Origin of the sequence: Microcoleus sp. K1-B1 (genome assembly GCF_036704705.1) — a bacterium.
In the GTDB taxonomy this organism is placed as follows: domain Bacteria; phylum Cyanobacteriota; class Cyanobacteriia; order Cyanobacteriales; family Microcoleaceae; genus Microcoleus.
This window is the reverse complement of record NZ_JAUBSH010000012.1, coordinates 1-16,842: the sequence shown is the minus strand read 5'-3', so window position 1 is coordinate 16,842 and position 16,842 is coordinate 1. Positions and strand designations below refer to the sequence as shown.

Below are 16,842 nucleotides of genomic sequence, written 5' to 3'. Positions count from 1 at the left end.
AATGTGTATTACCACGTCCTTACAAATTTCACGTCAAATCTATTGATAACCCTAATTTTTGGTCGAGGCGGATTCGTCGTTGAGTGTTTTTAATCCCCAGTCGTAGAGGGAATGAAGGAAGGTTTTTTGAGGTAGTTCCCAAGTGCGATCGCAGATTTCTTTCAGCACTTCTACCATCAAGTCTGTAATTACTTGCGGGTCTTCTGAATGCTTGACAGTAAACAAGCCTCCATCCGACCAAATCGATCGAATATTAGCCAAAGTTACGGATTTGCCTGAGTGAATTACTTGATTCCGTTTTTCTCGAAGTTGGTGCAGCAATTTGTACCATTTATGATTTTTATCAAAGTTTTTAGATTTACACCAGGCGTCAATTAATCCACTAAATCCCGGTTGATATCGATCGCCTAAATAAGTCAAATGATCCGGAACGGTAATATAGCCTTTGCGAAGCCAATCACCGGATTGGCTTCGCAGGTGTAGCAGCCTTTCTAAGGTTTGGACAAACTGGATAAAAGCCGCCGTGTAGTTTTGGCGATACAAGGGCAACTCAATCAGGAAACTCGATTCCCAAGCTTGAGTTGGTTGATTATTTTTGAGCCGATCGAGCTGTTCTTCCCAGGCTTTAACCTGGGTTTCTCCTACAGATTTTAGTACGTCTCTGGAGCGCACCCACTCTCCTATTTTAGTTAAAAATTTGTCATTTTCCCAATTAGCCGAAAGAGCCAAGATTCCCGCTAATTTATAAATAAGACTGTAGCGATTTTGATGAAGTTTTAGCCAAATTTGTGCTTCAGAAAAGTCGCCCCGCTTCCAGGCAGAAATCACCCGCACTCGTTCCAGCGGCCAGAAATATTCGCCCATTGGAATTAGTTTGTAGCCTGGAGAATGACAGGCAAATTGAGCACCGCTGGCGTGAGGCGCAAAAAATGATTCGGGGTCGTCTGGAGTGGCATTAAAGACTTGACATTGGCGGACTAAAGCGGCAGCGCAGATTTCGACACCAGAGGCGATCGCAGGTGTGCAACCTTTATTTTGAATCCACAAAACAAACTGTTCATCAATACCTGTGGGGGAAAAGAATTCAAGGGCTTCTCGCAAAATTAACTGTTCCAGTTCTTCTCGAATAGCGGTGTTGTCGTTGGCTTCAATTTTGGGAGTATGAACATCAACTTTCAGATTTGGCCAGATAGATTTGATTTTGGCTTCCATGAGTTTAGCCAGCCAGATTGTATCGAGGCGGCGGTAGAACCAAGAAACGTTATCTGGCTGGTCAGTTCCCCACAAGATGATATGTTTGAGTCCTTGTTTGACGCCAGCTTCAATAATTTGATAGTCTAGCAACAGTTCAACTCTGCTAAAATCGTAACTGAGTTCGTAAATGCACCGATCGTAGTACCGTTCGCCTAAATCTTTAGCGCTATAAGGATAAGTTTTATCTTTTTCTTCATACTGTGGGCGACGGATTCCTATTTCTTGATATAGTTCGTCTACGTGACGGGGGTAGCCGATATTGCCATCGGCACCAAAGGAGCGAATAACGCCATCTTTGCAGTTCCATCCTACTTGGCGCGTGCCGACAGTGATGATGAGGGTGTTGACAGAGTTGGATGATACTTGTGTGTTTTTCATGGTTTAATTAGGAGTAGGATAAGTGGACAAGATACCGATGGCACAGTAAAGAGATGAGTGCGATCGCTTTTTCAAACAGGCCAGAGTTGAACGAAATTTTGCTGAATAGTCTGTTCCTGTAAAGTTGCTAAATATTGTTTGCGCGGGTTTTGAGTAGCCCCAAAGACTGTCACAACTTGATAATCGTCTAAATCAGCAATCCAAACAGGAGAAGGAGTTACTTTACGTTTGACTTCTTCTCCGTTAACTATCAAAATGTCCTCTTTAACTCCGCCACATAAGCTTTTAGCATCTCTATATTTACGCTGGTTTTCCCAATCATGAAAATGCTGATGGAGAATATCTAAAGCATGAGGTTTTGTCTCGCTATCTTTTCCACAGGTAACTACAATTATGCAATTGGCATCAACAGCCTCGACCCACTGATGCGAACTTCCTGGGTTAATAACTCTTGGTGCATTGGCGTTAATAGTGATTGCCGTTAGCTGTTTCTTTGCTGCATAAAAACTATGCAAATTATTTAATGCTGTGTAAAAATCCCCTAAGCGATCGCGAAATTGTTGTTGAAATTGTTGTGGAGTGCTGGGTAAACTCCAAAACTTTCCACTTTCATCAGGTATCAATGTTGAACCCCGCAGATAAGGACGATTTTGTCGCGAGTAACAAGGCCGCCTAGCTCCCTGACCAATTCCTCCCAAGTGGAACATGAGCCAAGTTAAATTTTTCATCAACTCAGTAATTGTTTCTTTTTGGGGACTGGGCATCAGAGGAGAAGAAGCAAACACTAACTCACCATTTTGTTTATTAACAGTGCTTGGGTTTGATTGAGGTTTGGGATGTACTCTTTCAATGACTTTAAATTTAATCCATCCCCATTCGCGTTGCGGGTTAATTGCTCCAAATAATATAGCCTCTAGACTACAGACTCGATCGGGCGGTAACACTCCCATTGCTAAAGTACGGAACCAATAACGCAGCATAGACTTGAAAGCAACGGGACGGACTTCAGCCTCAGCTTGACCGCGCATTTGCCATTCATTTTTGTAGTCATTCCAGTTCCAATTAGTAAACTTTTGCCGCCCGTGAATTAACTGCCCTTCTAAACTAAACTCCACTCGTAAAAATTCATCAGTGGGCCGACCTGCCCCTACTACTAACATTTCTCCATAACCGGTGTTAACTTGCGATCCAATACCTGCTTGCAAACCTTTAATTAACCACTGTTTAACTCGCTGCAATACACTTGCATCATTGCAACCGCTGGCGAGACGCAACCCAATGACAAAAGTAGCTTCTTTGAGCGAGAAAAACGGGTTGGGATTGGGGCTATATTTGAGCGAGTTTCCCTCCCAACTCCAGATATTATTTGCCATGTCTACTGCTAGCCCTCCCGCTTTTTGACTGGGTGAGGGATAAGCATCAAGAAAGACGACTTTGCCAGCCCGATCGCCTCCTTTTGCTTCCAGAGAACCAAACCAAGGCGCTACTCGTTCTTCAGCTTCTTTCCAGTCTACTTTGTCCTCAGCGATGATTTCCCGAATGGCTTGATTTCTAGCAACACCACGCAACGTAGAAGACGCGAGATAAGGCATTCCCAAAGCATCAAAAGCAGGTAACAAGATGCTTTCCGGCCCGCGATGACCGCCCGTGCGAATTCGCCAAGGACATTGAACGGAAAAATAGTTTCCTGCTCCGGCAATTAGCTTTGTGCGGTTGGTAAGTAGAGTCAGGCGATCGCGATAATCTGCCTTTTCTTCTGCCATTTGCAGGATTTGCACTTTGGTAGGGTCTTTGTAAGGGTGATCTGGCGATCGCATCCACCGCAAATACTCAACAAAACTGGCAGTTCCATCAGGCTGCGGTTCATTTTCGGGGTCAAGCCAAGGTGACGGTTCATCAGGCGTATTAGGGGCGCGTCCACCGCCACCGCCACCACCACCGCCACTGCCACCACCGCCGCCGGAAATGGGAGGAATGATTTTCTTTGGTTTAGTGCCAGCTTTTTGAGTAGCAGGGTTAGGTGTTCCCGATACTTTAGGCTTTGCTTGTCCCGGTTGTTTAGGGCGTTCCCAAGGATTAGGCGACATATTTAATCTTCTCCAGAAATATCGTGATAGACAGCAGTTGCCCAAAAACTAAATTCTTGTGCGAGAGCTAATCCCAAACCCGTTACACCGAGATATTCATCAGTGCATAAATTTTTTAGCACTTCTAAGCCCTGCTTGCCCCCAAGATTTTCAGTGGCTTCAGATTGTGCCAGTGTTTCTAAGCATTTAAAATAAGCTTGAATCACTTCTCGTTTTCCTTCTTGGCTGGTTTCTGCCTTTTTCTTCAAATTTGGTGGTGACTCTCCAGACTTTGATTTATCTAAAGCCATTTCCTCAGCTCTCAAGCGCATCATTCCCCAAGTAGAAAGATAGGTATACAATTCTACCGCTTGATTTTTTTGCTCTTTCATGTGGTCGTAGTAAATCTTCTTCTCCGAAGGCAACTGTGTTTGATTCCATGCCTGGTCATAAGGGGCGCGCAACTGCGACAAAGCCTCATAAACAGGTGTGGTGATCGTTCTAGGATCAAATGTCATGGATTCCTCCTTAATTAGATGCGTTGTTGCCTAACCACTGCTGTACGAAACCGCGTCCCAGACTTTCCTGTCCCCCAATTTGCAGAATTTGATTGTTTGACAGTAAATCTTCAAATTTAGTCTGAGATGCCTGTGCCGTTCCATTTGCTTGAGATGTTACCCCCCAAGGAAAATACATTAAAGTATCTGGGGGGATAGCTTCTTCATACCTAAATCCACCTTGTACCGATTTATGGTCATCTAATTTAATTTTTACTTGTCGCCACAAACTCATCTGAATCAAGGTAGTACAGTGTTGATTCGGCAGCACAAGTAATTGTTTGATGCTGGTGGTTTCGGCTGTTTGCGGGACAAAAGATTGCCATTCTTGCCAATCTGATAAATTTTGGAGAATAGCATCCTTGAGATAGACGCGACCTTTGTTAGATATATTGCTGCTGTACTCCACAGGAACTTTAGCATCCTCGATCGAGCAAAACCTTTTCCAGCGTTCCAGTAGCATTGGACAACTAATCCAGACGATACCGTGACTGAGAGATGGAACTGGTAGCCAGAGAATTGACCCGTCGCCAACCCAAATATCCCCTTGTTCGAGTTGTTTGAGTTCTTTTCCAGTTGCTGCTTGGTAGTCTTTTGCAAAATTCTTAATATCATCTAATTCCGGGCCAAACAACTGGATGCGCTGGACGCGATCGTTCACACTTGCCCGAATCCTACCTCGAATTGTACTAGAGGGAATATAGGGCAGAGTAGTATGAGATTCGCGGGCAATCCCTAATAAATTACCCTCTTGAGTAGTGCCACCTGTATGCAGCGGTGAAACTAAATATAAATAAACGTAGTTAATCATGGTTTTTGTCTCCTTCGTAATTAATCCAAAGTAATTCTGAGTAGCCTAGCTCTCGCCAGACTTTAATGGGATTGGGTTCCCCATTCTTTGTGGGTGGTGGATGATCCTGAAACAGTAGCTGCGGTTTATTCAAGTAATAAACACTCCCCGGAGGTGCAGTAAAAACCTGCGGTGCAGGAATGCTGTTATTTCCCTCATCGCGAAACCTACAGCTAATCGGAACTGCTTTATCAGTCGCCACACTGACTAATTCCCCTCGCCTTGCTTGCGGATTTTCAGGTTCTGCTAAATCCCACTCCCAAGGCCACGCTCTGCACAATACTTGGCTGCTACTATGCTTGCGTTCAAAGGCTCCGGGTGTGACTAAATAGGCGAGACTTTTGCCACCTGTTTCATAGTTATTTTGTGAAATTTCTTGCAGTTCGTCCCATTGCAAACCAAGGTGAGGTTGTGGCTCTAAAATCACTCGGTGTCCTTCGCCGCCAAGTCGGAAAGTGACGGGATTTTCGATTTTTCGATTCAGGGCGATCGCCAAACTCCAACGAGCCTTCATCCTAATTGCATTCTCGACAAAATAGCCATCTTCTGACCTGACTTGCCTTGTCCCCGACTCCAAGGCATTGTGCGATCGAGTTTCAACGATCCAAGGTTTGTCCTCTCCTGGAATCAAATCGTCAGCTTGCCAAGATTCAGGTGAAATTATGCTCTTGTCCAGATACGTCTTTACCACGTCAAAAGGTAGAAACTGGCGATATTTTTTTGGAGCGCTACTGGGACGATCCGCCTGGGATTCTACCTCATCATCATCATCATCGGGAGGAACACCGCTCGGCCTGGTTAAAGGAGAAGGTAATGTGCGATCGTACATCACTTGATTCTTTAACGGATGATTCACCCAAGCTAAAGGAACCAGCGCCGTTTTTTTGTCAAAACCTAAAGGTCGAGGAAAGTAAAGGTTTTGATAATTATAACAGAAAAATGGCCCCTTAAGTTCTAATTTTTCGCCTGTTTTTCGATTCAAAAAAGCACTTAAAGCACCTGCAATGGCGTGTCCGTTCGGGGGAAACACGCTTCCCGCCCAAGCTCTTTCTCCCGGTGTAAATGGTTTCGCATCTCGAAACAACAAGATATCTAACGGTGTCAAAGTGTACCAATACATTCAACATTACCTCAGTTTATTTGACGTTTGCGGATGACAAAAGCTGCTACCTTCAACCAGTTATAAATTTCTTCTTGAGTTAACTTGTCTTTTTCGGTTGTTTGCCACAAAGCTTGAAGAAATTTAGTTAATTGTTGCTGAAACAGTCGATCGCTGTCATTAACCAGTTGTTCTCGTTGCGAACAAAAGGCTTGGCTCCAAGGTGCGATCGCCCCTTCTTTTGGTGCAGGATGTTGGCTCCAAACAGTCGCTGCTTGTTCAAAAATTGCGCTATCTAAATCGGGGAGAGCCGTCAACAATTGCCACTGACGAAACACCTCGAATTTACAGGTAGCTTTTAAAATGTTACCGTTACTGTACAAAACCCGGACTTGCACAGCATCTTTTTTACGGAGATCGGGCGAGATGTGTTCTTTAGCTTCCGCCTCAGCTTCCCAGATATTTTCAAGTGCGATCGCCAAAGGTACTGAATGATGAGCGATGACAATGCCAAAGCTAATCGTCGCCTTTTTTCCCATCGTAAATAAAGGGCGACTGGATAAATTTTTAGGTAATTGACCACCTTTCCAGCGCCAGTAATCTCCTTCGTTATCGAATTCTCCCTTTTGCTCGTCTTTATCCCCTCGGAAACACTGGCGAATATCCCACAGCCACTTATCCCATTCCCAAAGATTTGTATAGGCTAAAATATCATCACCACCACCGTAAATCAAACGTCCCGCGTAGCGCTGTTCAGTGAGATACGGGACTAATTGATTAGAAAAGTCCAATAAAGCGCGACTCAAAGCAATGTGAGTAGATGGGCCCATTCGTTTTGGCTGTTCGAGGAATGTTTGGAATGTTTCGCGCATTTCCCTTTCCAACTCTGCTAAATTTTGCTCATCAACAGGTTTATTGGTTTTTTTATGCAATTCTTGCGGGATAAAATCACGGTAATTACCCAAATTCTTACCTTTGAGCCAGTCGCTCATACCGTCTCCATCTCCCGCAGCAATGACATACCAATCAGCAGGATTATTGCTGGGGTAATAACTGTCAATTAATTTTCCCACATCAGTCCGCAACTGCTCCCGATTTTCAGCTTCTGCATCTTCAATTAACCACCCAGCATTTAGCAAACGGGGGTGATACTTTTGAGGAGAAGTATCTGCCCAAGGAATGCCCCATTTTCCGCGCATTTCTCTGATGACTTTTTTTGCCCAATCGAATTTTCCGAGAATGGCGCTACAAGCCGTTTCAAAATGCTGCTTTCCTTCAGGATGAACTTTGAGATATCCAGCAACACCAGCAGTTAAATCCGGGTAAGATGCTGCAATTTCCTCCTCACTCATCTCGAAAAGCTGAGGTAAAATTTTATGCAAGCAACGTTTGACGGTTTCGGCAGAATTTAATTTTTCATTACCGTCAAAGAAGCCGACTCGACGCTGCCATAAAGCTTTTGTTTGCCCTTCAGTTACCCAGTCGTTGTGGCCTCCGAAATTATCGGGATGTACGGCGGGGCCTAAACCGGAAATAGTCGATCGATCGCCAAAAGCTGTCGGTATTTTCCAGGTTCTAGCGCTTTTAATGGAACTGAGAGCAAATCTCGTTTGGTCAAATAAATACGGCCACCAAGAACCGACATTTGCGCTAAAAGAATACGTGTTTTGCTTTCCCTGCCGCCATTGAGCCGCTGCTTGCAAAAAGTTTAACTCTTCGGTCAAAAAGAGTCGGCGTTTTTTATCTCCTTTATCTACTAAATTGCACAGCCGATTTTGAGCATTTCTCCACTCTTCATTTTCTGGTTGATTATCTTGAAAAATCTCGCTGCTTGTGAGGTCTTTTTCAAGGTCGCCAAGGGGAACAGCACTCCAGTAAGTTTGCCACTGAGCACCGAGCCAATCTTTCCAAGTTTTGCTGTTTTCCTGCAAGTCAGGCATCCACTCTCTGTTAGCGTTTAGTTCCTCAAAAACTAAATGACCTAAATTGTGCCATTCTTGCAATAAAACTTGCTTGGCTTCTTGCATAGCCTCCTTGACTCGATCTTGGGGCAAAACTAATACCAAAACATTCGGAAAGCCAGCCGTTAATATTTGTTGCGAACCCAGTTTTTTTATCCACTTCTCAAAATCTGGCCATTGTTTTAAGAGCCAATGGTCAATAAAAGGCTGTTGAAACAAAGAGGGATAAACCAAACTATCTGGCCCGTAAAGCTGAGCTAATTTCCAGCAAATCTTAGCAGATAGGTAATGCAAAATCCAAGAACCAGCCCAAAAATCACGCATCTTACGGCTGGCTTTAATCAATTCTTGGATGGGAGTAAAACTAAAAATGGCTATGTAAGGTCGTGAGGCATTTTTATTATCAGGCCATGTTTTAATTTGGTCGCTTGTTAAGTCATATCCAGCTAAAGCACCTGCTAATGTGGCTGTTAAACTCCCGTGACTCCAGATGGAAGCATCGGGAATGCGAGTTTCTGCTGGCATTAACAGCAAAGATTCATCGTTACCAAATTGGTGGCAAACTTCTACAGGCAAACAGCGCCACAGCCACCAAAAAACTTTTTGCGGGTGGGAGATTTCTACGATCGGCTTCTGTTGCTTGTCATTAGGGTCAGTAATTTGTTGCTGAAATAATGCTTGTTCGATTTCGCTTAAATAATTTGCTCGATGGGAGGCTTGAATCAGGTTTTCGTGCTGGGATAACTTAAAGCCAAGGGACTCGCTTGATAAAAGGTGAAAAAGTTCTAAACCTTTATCTGAGCTGTTTTCGGGAGCGTAACTAATGCTTTCTGAGAGACTGCTGATCGCGGCCCGATCGCTCGCCGAAGTAATATAATCGGCTAAGTGAATGTGTTTTAAAGCTATTTCAGTAGATTTTTCAGGATTCCAGTCATTCTCTCGCCATTCCTGCATGACAGCAAAGTCTTTCCAAAAGCTGTTCAAGTCCTGACCTGTATTGAAATGTAACGCTTTTAGCACGGGGTCGTGCAGCAGTCCCCAAATCTTAGCTCTCCAGAATTCTGACATTACTGCCTTCCGCTAACGATTCCACTCAATATATCAGTCGAGCCAGCTTAGCGTCTCAAAATTTACAATATTTATCAAATTTCTTGGAAAACCTACAGCTTTGTAAATAATGCCTTTGAGGTTTTTCTATATTTTTGTGTCAATATTGTCTTTTCCTTGACTTTTACCGACCTTACCCCCATCATGGCAAAAAAACCAACCCCTCACCCCTATGCCGACAAACTAACGTTCGATCGCATCATGCTCCTCATCGCCACATTGGTAAACCATCCGGGCATCGGACACTCTGACACCGAAGCATCCGACACTAAATATCACGATGCTTTGCTAGAAGTTCAATCTCAATTACAGAAAGTTGCTGCCGAGTCCACCAGCATCGATTTTCCAGAGAACTATCCTGCAACTCCTACGATTCGCAAAGATTTAGAAACTTTGCGCCACTACGGAATCCTTGACAAACGAATGTATCGCTTCGGATATTATCTCGGCACTGGCGCAATGAATCGAGACGAACTACTATTCGCATTTCAAGCAATAGCATCTCAAGCCAAATATCAAGGAAATCCCCAAGCCCGCCAAATTTGTGAAAAACTCACTAAACGGTTGCGCGGACTAGATATCGAGCTCAAAGGTAAATTGTTCTATCCCGTTCGCGAACAACTAAATCGTGCGATTATTTACACTGACCCTGTAGAAATGCTTGATCGCCAAGAATATCGAAAAACCCTATTTCACAAACTAGACATCGTAGAAACAGCCATCGTTCGGGGTCAGGCGATCGAACTTTACCGCCAAAGCGATTATTATGGTAAAGGCAATGTCGGTTTCCGGCGAATCTGGCCCCTGCAACTGATCTATCACGACATCGCCTGGTACTTGATTTGCGAAAATTACGAAAACGGACACTTGACCGTAGAACGGGTGAATCGCTTTACCGACCACTGCAAAATTCTCGATGTAGAAGCGCGTGGTTTAGCCCCACAGCAACAAAGTCTGAAAATAGCTCACAAATTGTTAAAAAATGGTTGGGGACTGTTTTTGGGCAAGCCAGAGCAACAACAGGCTGAATTGCAGGGTACGCTGAAGTTGGAAAAAGTGAAGGTGCGGTTTTTTGAGAAAGTGGTTGGATTTATTTTAGAGGGCGATCGGCGGCATCCCCGACAAAAAAAGATTAAGGAAGGCCCAAGGAATAGTTTTGGCAATCTGCTTTATGTGGATTATCAGATCGATTTGCCCGATCGCTCCTTGAACGAATTTAGTCTTTGGGTGAACAGATATATGGATAGCGCTCAAGTGCTTTCCCCGCCAAGTTTGGTAGAAAAACACCGACAAGCAGCGAGAGATTTAGCCGATCGATACAGCTAACGTGACTTAAACAACAAATCCTTGCTAATAATGCTCTAATCCCGTGTAGGTAAGACTCTCACGTCAAAGTACAGCGTCCGTTGGCAGACAATTTATCGGTGAAGTCAGCAAAACTGATAACGCAGTAGGTTTAGTAACAACACATTTATCTTCCAGCGCTATATGAGAATTAGTTAATATCCTGATGATTATAGGGGTTCAAGTCTTGGACGGGACAACACTATTGACTTTGGGAGGCTAATCTAGCCAATATCGACGCACCTCGCTTGGTCGGTGTAACCCTTATGATTTGGTTGAGGTGCGTCGATGCTTTGCAGGGATTGGGTTTGAGGCTTATAGTTTGATGCTTTTGCTCGTTTACCTGTGCTATATTTTAGCGGTGCGTCGATTTGACGGCTGAATTCCGCTCTGGGTATGGTCTGTGCGACGAACTCTCCCCACTCGCTGGGGAAACTAATTGAATGGAAACCCGTTCTTTGTTCAGGTGTTAAACTCCTTTCATATCCTCCCCACTCGCTGGGGAAACTAATTGAATGGAAACCTAATGGGGCCTATGTTAGTTGCACCTTCCGCTGCCTCCCCACTCGCTGGGGAAACTAATTGAATGGAAACCGTTCACTGTTACAGTGAACGTTGTTGTACCTCCCCACTCGCTGGGGAAACTAATTGAATGGAAACTCCAACTGAGTATGTTGTTTCCATAGCTTTTACTTTTGGCTCCCCACTCGCTGGGGAAACTAATTGAATGGAAACTCTTCATCAGATGCAATAACCACCAAAGAGTTAACTCCCCACTCGCTGGGGAAACTAATTGAATGGAAACTATTTATTGGGAAGGATGATTAAAAGGGAATGAGCTGACGACTCCCCACTCGCTGGGGAAACTAATTGAATGGAAACAGGTTGTGGTTTCTTCCTTTTCCGGAGGGCTTGTGGTCTGAACTCCCCACTCGCTGGGGAAACTAATTGAATGGAAACTTTCTGGATTAGCTATCTCAAGAAAGTTTATGGCTTGACTCCCCACTCGCTGGGGAAACTAATTGAATGGAAACGATTAGGTTCATGCCAATTCTGACCAGTTAACACCATCTCCCCACTCGCTGGGGAAACTAATTGAATGGAAACAACAAGTTGGGCAACCTGCATAACTACTATATGTTGCTCCCCACTCGCTGGGGAAACTAATTGAATGGAAACTATTTATTTCCACTAGATATTGAAGTTTTTTTACCTCCCCACTCGCTGGGGAAATTAATTGAATGGAAACACTTAATTCTGGTCTTCTTGCCAACGTTGTCTTGACTCCCCACTCGCTGGGGAAACTAATTGAATGGAAACGAGCTTGAACAGACCAAAAATCTTGCATATTTTTCAGTCCCCACTCGCTGGGGAAACTAATTGAATGGAAACTTCTTACCCTTGGGGGGGCACTTCATAGCATTGGTGCGGTATGTCAGGTCCCCACTCGCTGGGGAAACTAATTGAATGGAAACAACCTTGGTATTTCCGCGAGTATCTGGTAAGGTTTTTGTCCAAGTCCCCACTCGTTGGGGAAACTAATTGAATGGAAACGCTAAAACAAAATTCGTGGAAGTCTTCTATTAATGCGACAGTTTAAGGGCAACCATAAATAGCTGTTGACAAAAGACTAGATTTCTAATAGTCTAAATTTGGGGGGATGCCTTTTAGGAGACGCCTCTACCGCATAGAGTAAACGTCTTTAAGGCATCGTCCTATCCCCCAGCCGAAGGGTTACGGCACTGTCTAGCAAGTTAACTTGTCACTTGCTAGAAATACATAGCTAAGACAAAGTGTGTCGAAGTCTTCTATTAATGCGGAATCGAAGGAGGCTTCGACTTCACACGACACCGCAAACAGAAATCAAAAATCAGAGCCTTCTGTAGTGCCAAAAGCTCTAAGTTTTCAACCTCTGGAAAACTTCAAAGACAAACTTTTACAACTCAAATTTCTGCAATTAATCCGAATTGTGAAAAATTAACAAGCACAAAAAAAGCCCCATACTTGGGGCAAAATCTAACTATTTTCAGTCGTTGGGTGGCAGGTTTATTATATTGTTGGTGAAACTCTCCCCTACGAGAATTGGGGCAGACACGATCGCTTATTATGGAGTCACCAAAACCCAATCGTCCGCTGTTTTGACAATCTCAGAATTCTGCAAACCTAAATCTTTTAAACCTGGTTAAATAGAAACAACCGATCGCAGCTACGGAAGTTAACGCTAAATACTCCCCACTCGCTGGGGAAACTATTGGATGGAAACAAATAGATGTGTTTACTCAACTAGCAAGAATAGAAGGAAGAAACGATTAATTGTAGATGAAAGTATTAATAATGCTGGAGTTCATTTAATAGAGACAACTAATAATCGGGAAGCTTATAGTCAGATGTTGGAAGAGAATTTATAAATATGAGACAAATAATTCGAGATATATTACTATCTAATTCTTTTATAGCTAATAATCAATTTGTTATAGGTATTATAGGTTTTGCATTATTTCTCCTGGTTCTTTTAGGAGTAGTAATAATCTCTTTTACGAGAGACTGAACCTAAAAAAGTGATAGTAGAATAAGAAAAGCTAACCCCCGGATGTGTCGTCTTGGGAGGCTTTTTTTACGCCTCACCGCAAAAGCCTCCCACTTCTTTGAACTCAGAACTCGATCGCTCCAAAATCGATCTGTGATCATCGCTCTAAATCTTGCCTTCAAACCTCTGATGCCAGACGATATACCCCGACACGGTAATAACCAGAGTGATGCCTCCTCCTACCCAAGCCAGCATAGGATTGTAAGCGCTACGGCTGAGGGTCTGCATCCATAGATGGGTGCGATCGGAGGATATTAACCAATCTGCGACGACCGGAAAAAGATACATCAAAGATGCACCAACGATAAGCCAGCCCACCATAGAGGCGACCAGAAAGATAGTTTTGGCTGTAGATTGGCTACCCATGAGCAATTGCGGTAAAGAACTAACTTTGAGATTAGCTCTTGAGATGCGTTATGTCAGCACAGGTATAGCCCAAGACGGTGGGCGATGCAAGCGTGAAACTGTAAAATTGATTTGAAGCGAAAGTTAAAGGGCGTTGCTGATTTAGGGTATGACTGGCTCAATATGCAAGTCAGAGAAACCAGTATCGACAAAGCTTCGGGATTTTCAACTTATTTTTTTCATACCCTGGTTAAGTAACGCCCATGTACGTGGAAATCTGGCGTTCTGAGACACTTTTTTCCCGCTCCTTAGCCACTGGTAATCAGCACTAACGATCGCAAACAGTCGTTGGATGTGCGCTCATCGCTTTCGTCGGGTAGAGGCTCGGTTTTTGAGCTGTGGCGGTGTCTTGTCGCTATAGGTAAATGGTAGCCCTTTGCGGCTTTTTAATCTCTCCTCCAACCATTTTGGTTTCTCGCTAAACGAGATCGACATCGTACCATCTGGAGAAACGCGATACAGCCATTTTGCCCCCGGACAAATAGACGACTTCATATCGGGAACCGATGCCGGCCATTTTCCGGTTTTGGCTGCTAGTGCTTTGACTTGCAGAATTTTCTGAGTCAGTTCCAAATCCAGCATAGATTTGGCTGCTTTACTGGTTTGACTAGGAAAATTTGTAGATGTCCTACCTATATAATTCCACCACGCGAAGTCCTTTGCCGTAGCTGAATCGCCAGCGCAAAAATTGTGCTGGCGAGATGCTGCAAGCGATCGTTTATAAGCGTGATAAGTATCGATCGCACAAAAGCGAACATAAGGTTTGATCACCGGCTTGAACCACACCAGGACATGAGATAAAGTCCAGTCTAAAATTTTGTCTTCTAAAGTTGGGGGATAGTTCGGTTGCGTCTGAAATAGTGGAAGTATTCCACTAGAAGCGCCTGATGCTTCTAATATTGAAGACCACGAGTATTTCCAAGCGAAGTCTTGCGAAAATTTAAACTTAGACAAATATTCTCCCTGTAAGGATGTCAATATCGATTCGCGGTAATCGTGTTCCAGCAAGCGCTGCTGCCACTGGGCGGGAAGGCGATCTGCTTTCCGCATAACCCCTACTGGATATTTAGCCACAATCAAAGCCACAAGTTGAGGGAGTAGGAGGGGGTTTTCTGTTAAAGGCTGGTTGATTTTCCAGGATACTTCCAGCATTTCTGCTGCTGCTTCCGTCTGTCCTTTACGGTATTTTTCTAGAATGTCTAGGGCTAAAACTTTTTGGAAATTAGCCTGCCATAAATAACTGGGTAGGGGAGCCGTCAGATCTCCTTCCAGAATCCAACTAATATCTGTTTTCCAGTGCGGCACTTCATTATTTATTAAAACTTGCTGGCGAAGTTTTGCTAAAGCCGTTTGCTTGGAGGCAAGATAGCGCTGTAATTTCTCTGGGGGTGGATTTATGGTATCGTTTGGTTTAGCAATCTCAGCGTCTAGGTACTGATTTAATTCCTGAGAGAAACTTTCCCAGGTTGCATAGGGCCCCACTTTAGCTAGGAGGGACGGCGCCAGCTTTAACGCCACATCATTCGTCTCAGTTTTGGGAAAGCGTTGGGCAAATGCTGCTAAATCCTGCTCGATTTCTTTTTCATGCACAGAGGCCATATAGTTGCCACCCACAATCCAGACTGCCAGCAGTCCCACCAACCCAACAGCCGAACCACCCAGAAATTTGAGGTTCCGTCTGAACGATAGGTTTTGAATGTCCATAAACTCCTCCTTCGCGCGAGCACACCTGAAAATGAGGCGTTGCTGAATACAAGTATGAATTCAAGTTTTCGGAATGGCTATAAGCCAAGTAGAGCGAGTTTTGTAACATCAAGTGAAAAGTTTATTCATACGCCAGAATCAGCAACGCCTTACCTGTTTATCTTGCCCACTTTTTTTGGGTGTCCGATCACATAACCAGGTCGTGTAACCTTTCTGCACTTATCCAGCAAGCCCTAAATACCTAACACGCCACACCCGAAGGCTCTAGCCGGATAGGTTCATATCCTGACCCTGGGCTTAAAACTAGCTACAGCTTCATCAGAATATAACAGCTTCCCCGCCTATCCTCACTGTACTCAAAATGGCAGGTTTCCTTTACCTTTCGCAACCTATACCATCTTTGTCGCGATCAAATTTGTGAGGATCTGGCTGTAGTACACGAAAGCGACGATGAGGAATGTCGCCACAATTTAAATCAGGTGGTGCGGACGGGATGCACACGTCGGGGTAACTTGGGTCGCAATTAGTTTGTTGAGCTGGTACAGGTCTTTGTGGACTTGGTGCAGGTTTTTGTGTGCCAGCAGCGGGCTTTACTACACACTGATTTTTTCTATAATCCCACGGAGGACAAGGACTATTCTGGCTCCATAGTCCAAGCCGTTGCTGCTGAGCCGAACTCTGAGCTTGCCGCAATTGTTGAGCGCTGGTGCGACAGTTGCTGATGTACTCCTCGTAGACCCACGCTTGCCCTTCTTGCAGCAATTGCAGATTAATATTTCTATCACTGAACACGACTCCAACCGTGCGCCCGTACTGGTCTTTGTCCACTGGTAGAACTTTTACTGATGTACCTCTCGGAAGAAGCGCACTAAGACGATCGCCTGCCTCTTTTCCTCCTTGTTGGTTCCTTTCAGGCGTGTCAATGCAAGCCAACCGCACAGTTATGTTTTGCCCGTTAGCGTTGCGGATCGTGAGCGTGTCGCCGTCTCCAACGCTAACCACTTGGGCATTAATAACTTGATTTGGCGATTGAGAAACTTGAGCCGTAATTGCTGGGACGATCGGAACGATAAACATTAATGTTAGAGTCCGTTAGTGTTTGCTAGGTGATTAATTGCTGTATTTGCTGCGGTGCTTCGGACTTCGATCAACCGCTTTGCACGCAAAGTCACGGATTTTAGATTTTAGATTTTAGATTTTAGATTTTAGATTTTGGATTGAGAATAATCTCGATCGAACCCAGTCCCAGATTTGCTGGGGAGTTGCGGGCAATTGGACTGAAAAGTAAAAATAAGCGCGATTCCCTACCGACTACCGGGGATTAATCAGGGACGATCGGCTATGAGTTTTCATGAGTTTTCATGAGTTCTCATGAATTTCCATGAGTTTCCATGAGTCCTCATGAGTCCTCATGAGTTCTCATGAGGACTCATGAGCTTCGGATCTCTAATTATGCTGGCGGGGTGACAACTCCGCCGCAACCGAGATAGAGTGAGGTGTTGACCAACTTGTGGTAAAAAAAGATAGGTC

10 protein-coding genes and 1 CRISPR repeat array are annotated in these 16,842 nt (G+C 44.3%); of the genes, 1 reads left to right on the top strand and 9 read right to left on the bottom strand.

Annotated features, from left to right (window positions below):
- Positions 1–51 precede the first annotated feature (51 nt).
- The 6 genes from QUA83_RS06300 to cas10 all read right to left on the bottom strand — a co-directional run bounded on the left by QUA83_RS06300 (position 52) and on the right by cas10 (position 9,233).
- A complete protein-coding gene (locus tag QUA83_RS06300) occupies positions 52–1,632 on the bottom strand; it encodes a hypothetical protein (protein WP_333292149.1) in 1,581 nt (526 codons plus the stop codon).
- Between the two features lie 71 nt (positions 1,633–1,703).
- Positions 1,704–3,719 (bottom strand): RAMP superfamily CRISPR-associated protein, encoded by a 2,016-nt coding sequence (locus QUA83_RS06295; protein ID WP_333292148.1) that lies wholly within the window; start codon positions 3,717–3,719, stop codon positions 1,704–1,706.
- 2 nt (positions 3,720–3,721) lie between these two features.
- The gene (locus QUA83_RS06290) at positions 3,722–4,216 is read right to left on the bottom strand and encodes a hypothetical protein (protein WP_333292147.1); all 495 of its coding nucleotides are present in this window, start codon (positions 4,214–4,216) and stop codon (positions 3,722–3,724) included.
- Positions 4,217–4,226: 10 nt separating this feature from the next.
- Positions 4,227–5,066: a type III-B CRISPR module RAMP protein Cmr4 gene (cmr4, locus tag QUA83_RS06285; protein ID WP_333292146.1), complete on the bottom strand. Its 840-nt coding sequence runs from the start codon at positions 5,064–5,066 to the stop codon at positions 4,227–4,229.
- A complete protein-coding gene (locus tag QUA83_RS06280; RefSeq protein ID WP_333292145.1) occupies positions 5,059–6,225 on the bottom strand; it encodes a type III-B CRISPR module-associated Cmr3 family protein in 1,167 nt (388 codons plus the stop codon). The genes cmr4 and QUA83_RS06280 overlap by 8 nt, the downstream gene beginning before the upstream one ends.
- A gap of 11 nt (positions 6,226–6,236) precedes the next feature.
- Positions 6,237–9,233, bottom strand: coding sequence for a type III-B CRISPR-associated protein Cas10/Cmr2 (cas10, locus tag QUA83_RS06275; RefSeq protein ID WP_333292144.1), 2,997 nt, complete (start codon positions 9,231–9,233; stop codon positions 6,237–6,239).
- Positions 9,234–9,416: 183 nt separating this feature from the next.
- Here cas10 and QUA83_RS06270 point away from each other — a divergent pair, with 183 nt between their 5' ends.
- On the top strand, positions 9,417–10,598 hold the full coding sequence (locus QUA83_RS06270; RefSeq protein ID WP_333292143.1) for a WYL domain-containing protein: 1,182 nt from the start codon (positions 9,417–9,419) through the stop codon (positions 10,596–10,598).
- Positions 10,599–11,030: 432 nt separating this feature from the next.
- Positions 11,031–12,170: direct repeats of the CRISPR family, unit length 37 nt; unit sequence ACTCCCCACTCGCTGGGGAAACTAATTGAATGGAAAC.
- A 1,138-nt stretch (positions 12,171–13,308) separates the two neighbouring features.
- On the opposite strand, the gene QUA83_RS06265 is transcribed toward QUA83_RS06270, so the two are convergent.
- The 3 genes from QUA83_RS06265 to QUA83_RS06255 form a co-directional block, all read right to left on the bottom strand.
- Positions 13,309–13,524, bottom strand: coding sequence for a hypothetical protein (locus QUA83_RS06265; RefSeq protein WP_333292142.1), 216 nt, complete (start codon positions 13,522–13,524; stop codon positions 13,309–13,311).
- Positions 13,525–13,908: 384 nt separating this feature from the next.
- On the bottom strand, positions 13,909–15,312 hold the full coding sequence (locus QUA83_RS06260) for a hypothetical protein (RefSeq protein ID WP_333292141.1): 1,404 nt from the start codon (positions 15,310–15,312) through the stop codon (positions 13,909–13,911).
- A 375-nt stretch (positions 15,313–15,687) separates the two neighbouring features.
- Entirely contained in the window at positions 15,688–16,389 is a 702-nt protein-coding gene (locus QUA83_RS06255; protein ID WP_333292140.1) for a thermonuclease family protein, read from the bottom strand.
- Positions 16,390–16,842: the final 453 nt, after the last annotated feature.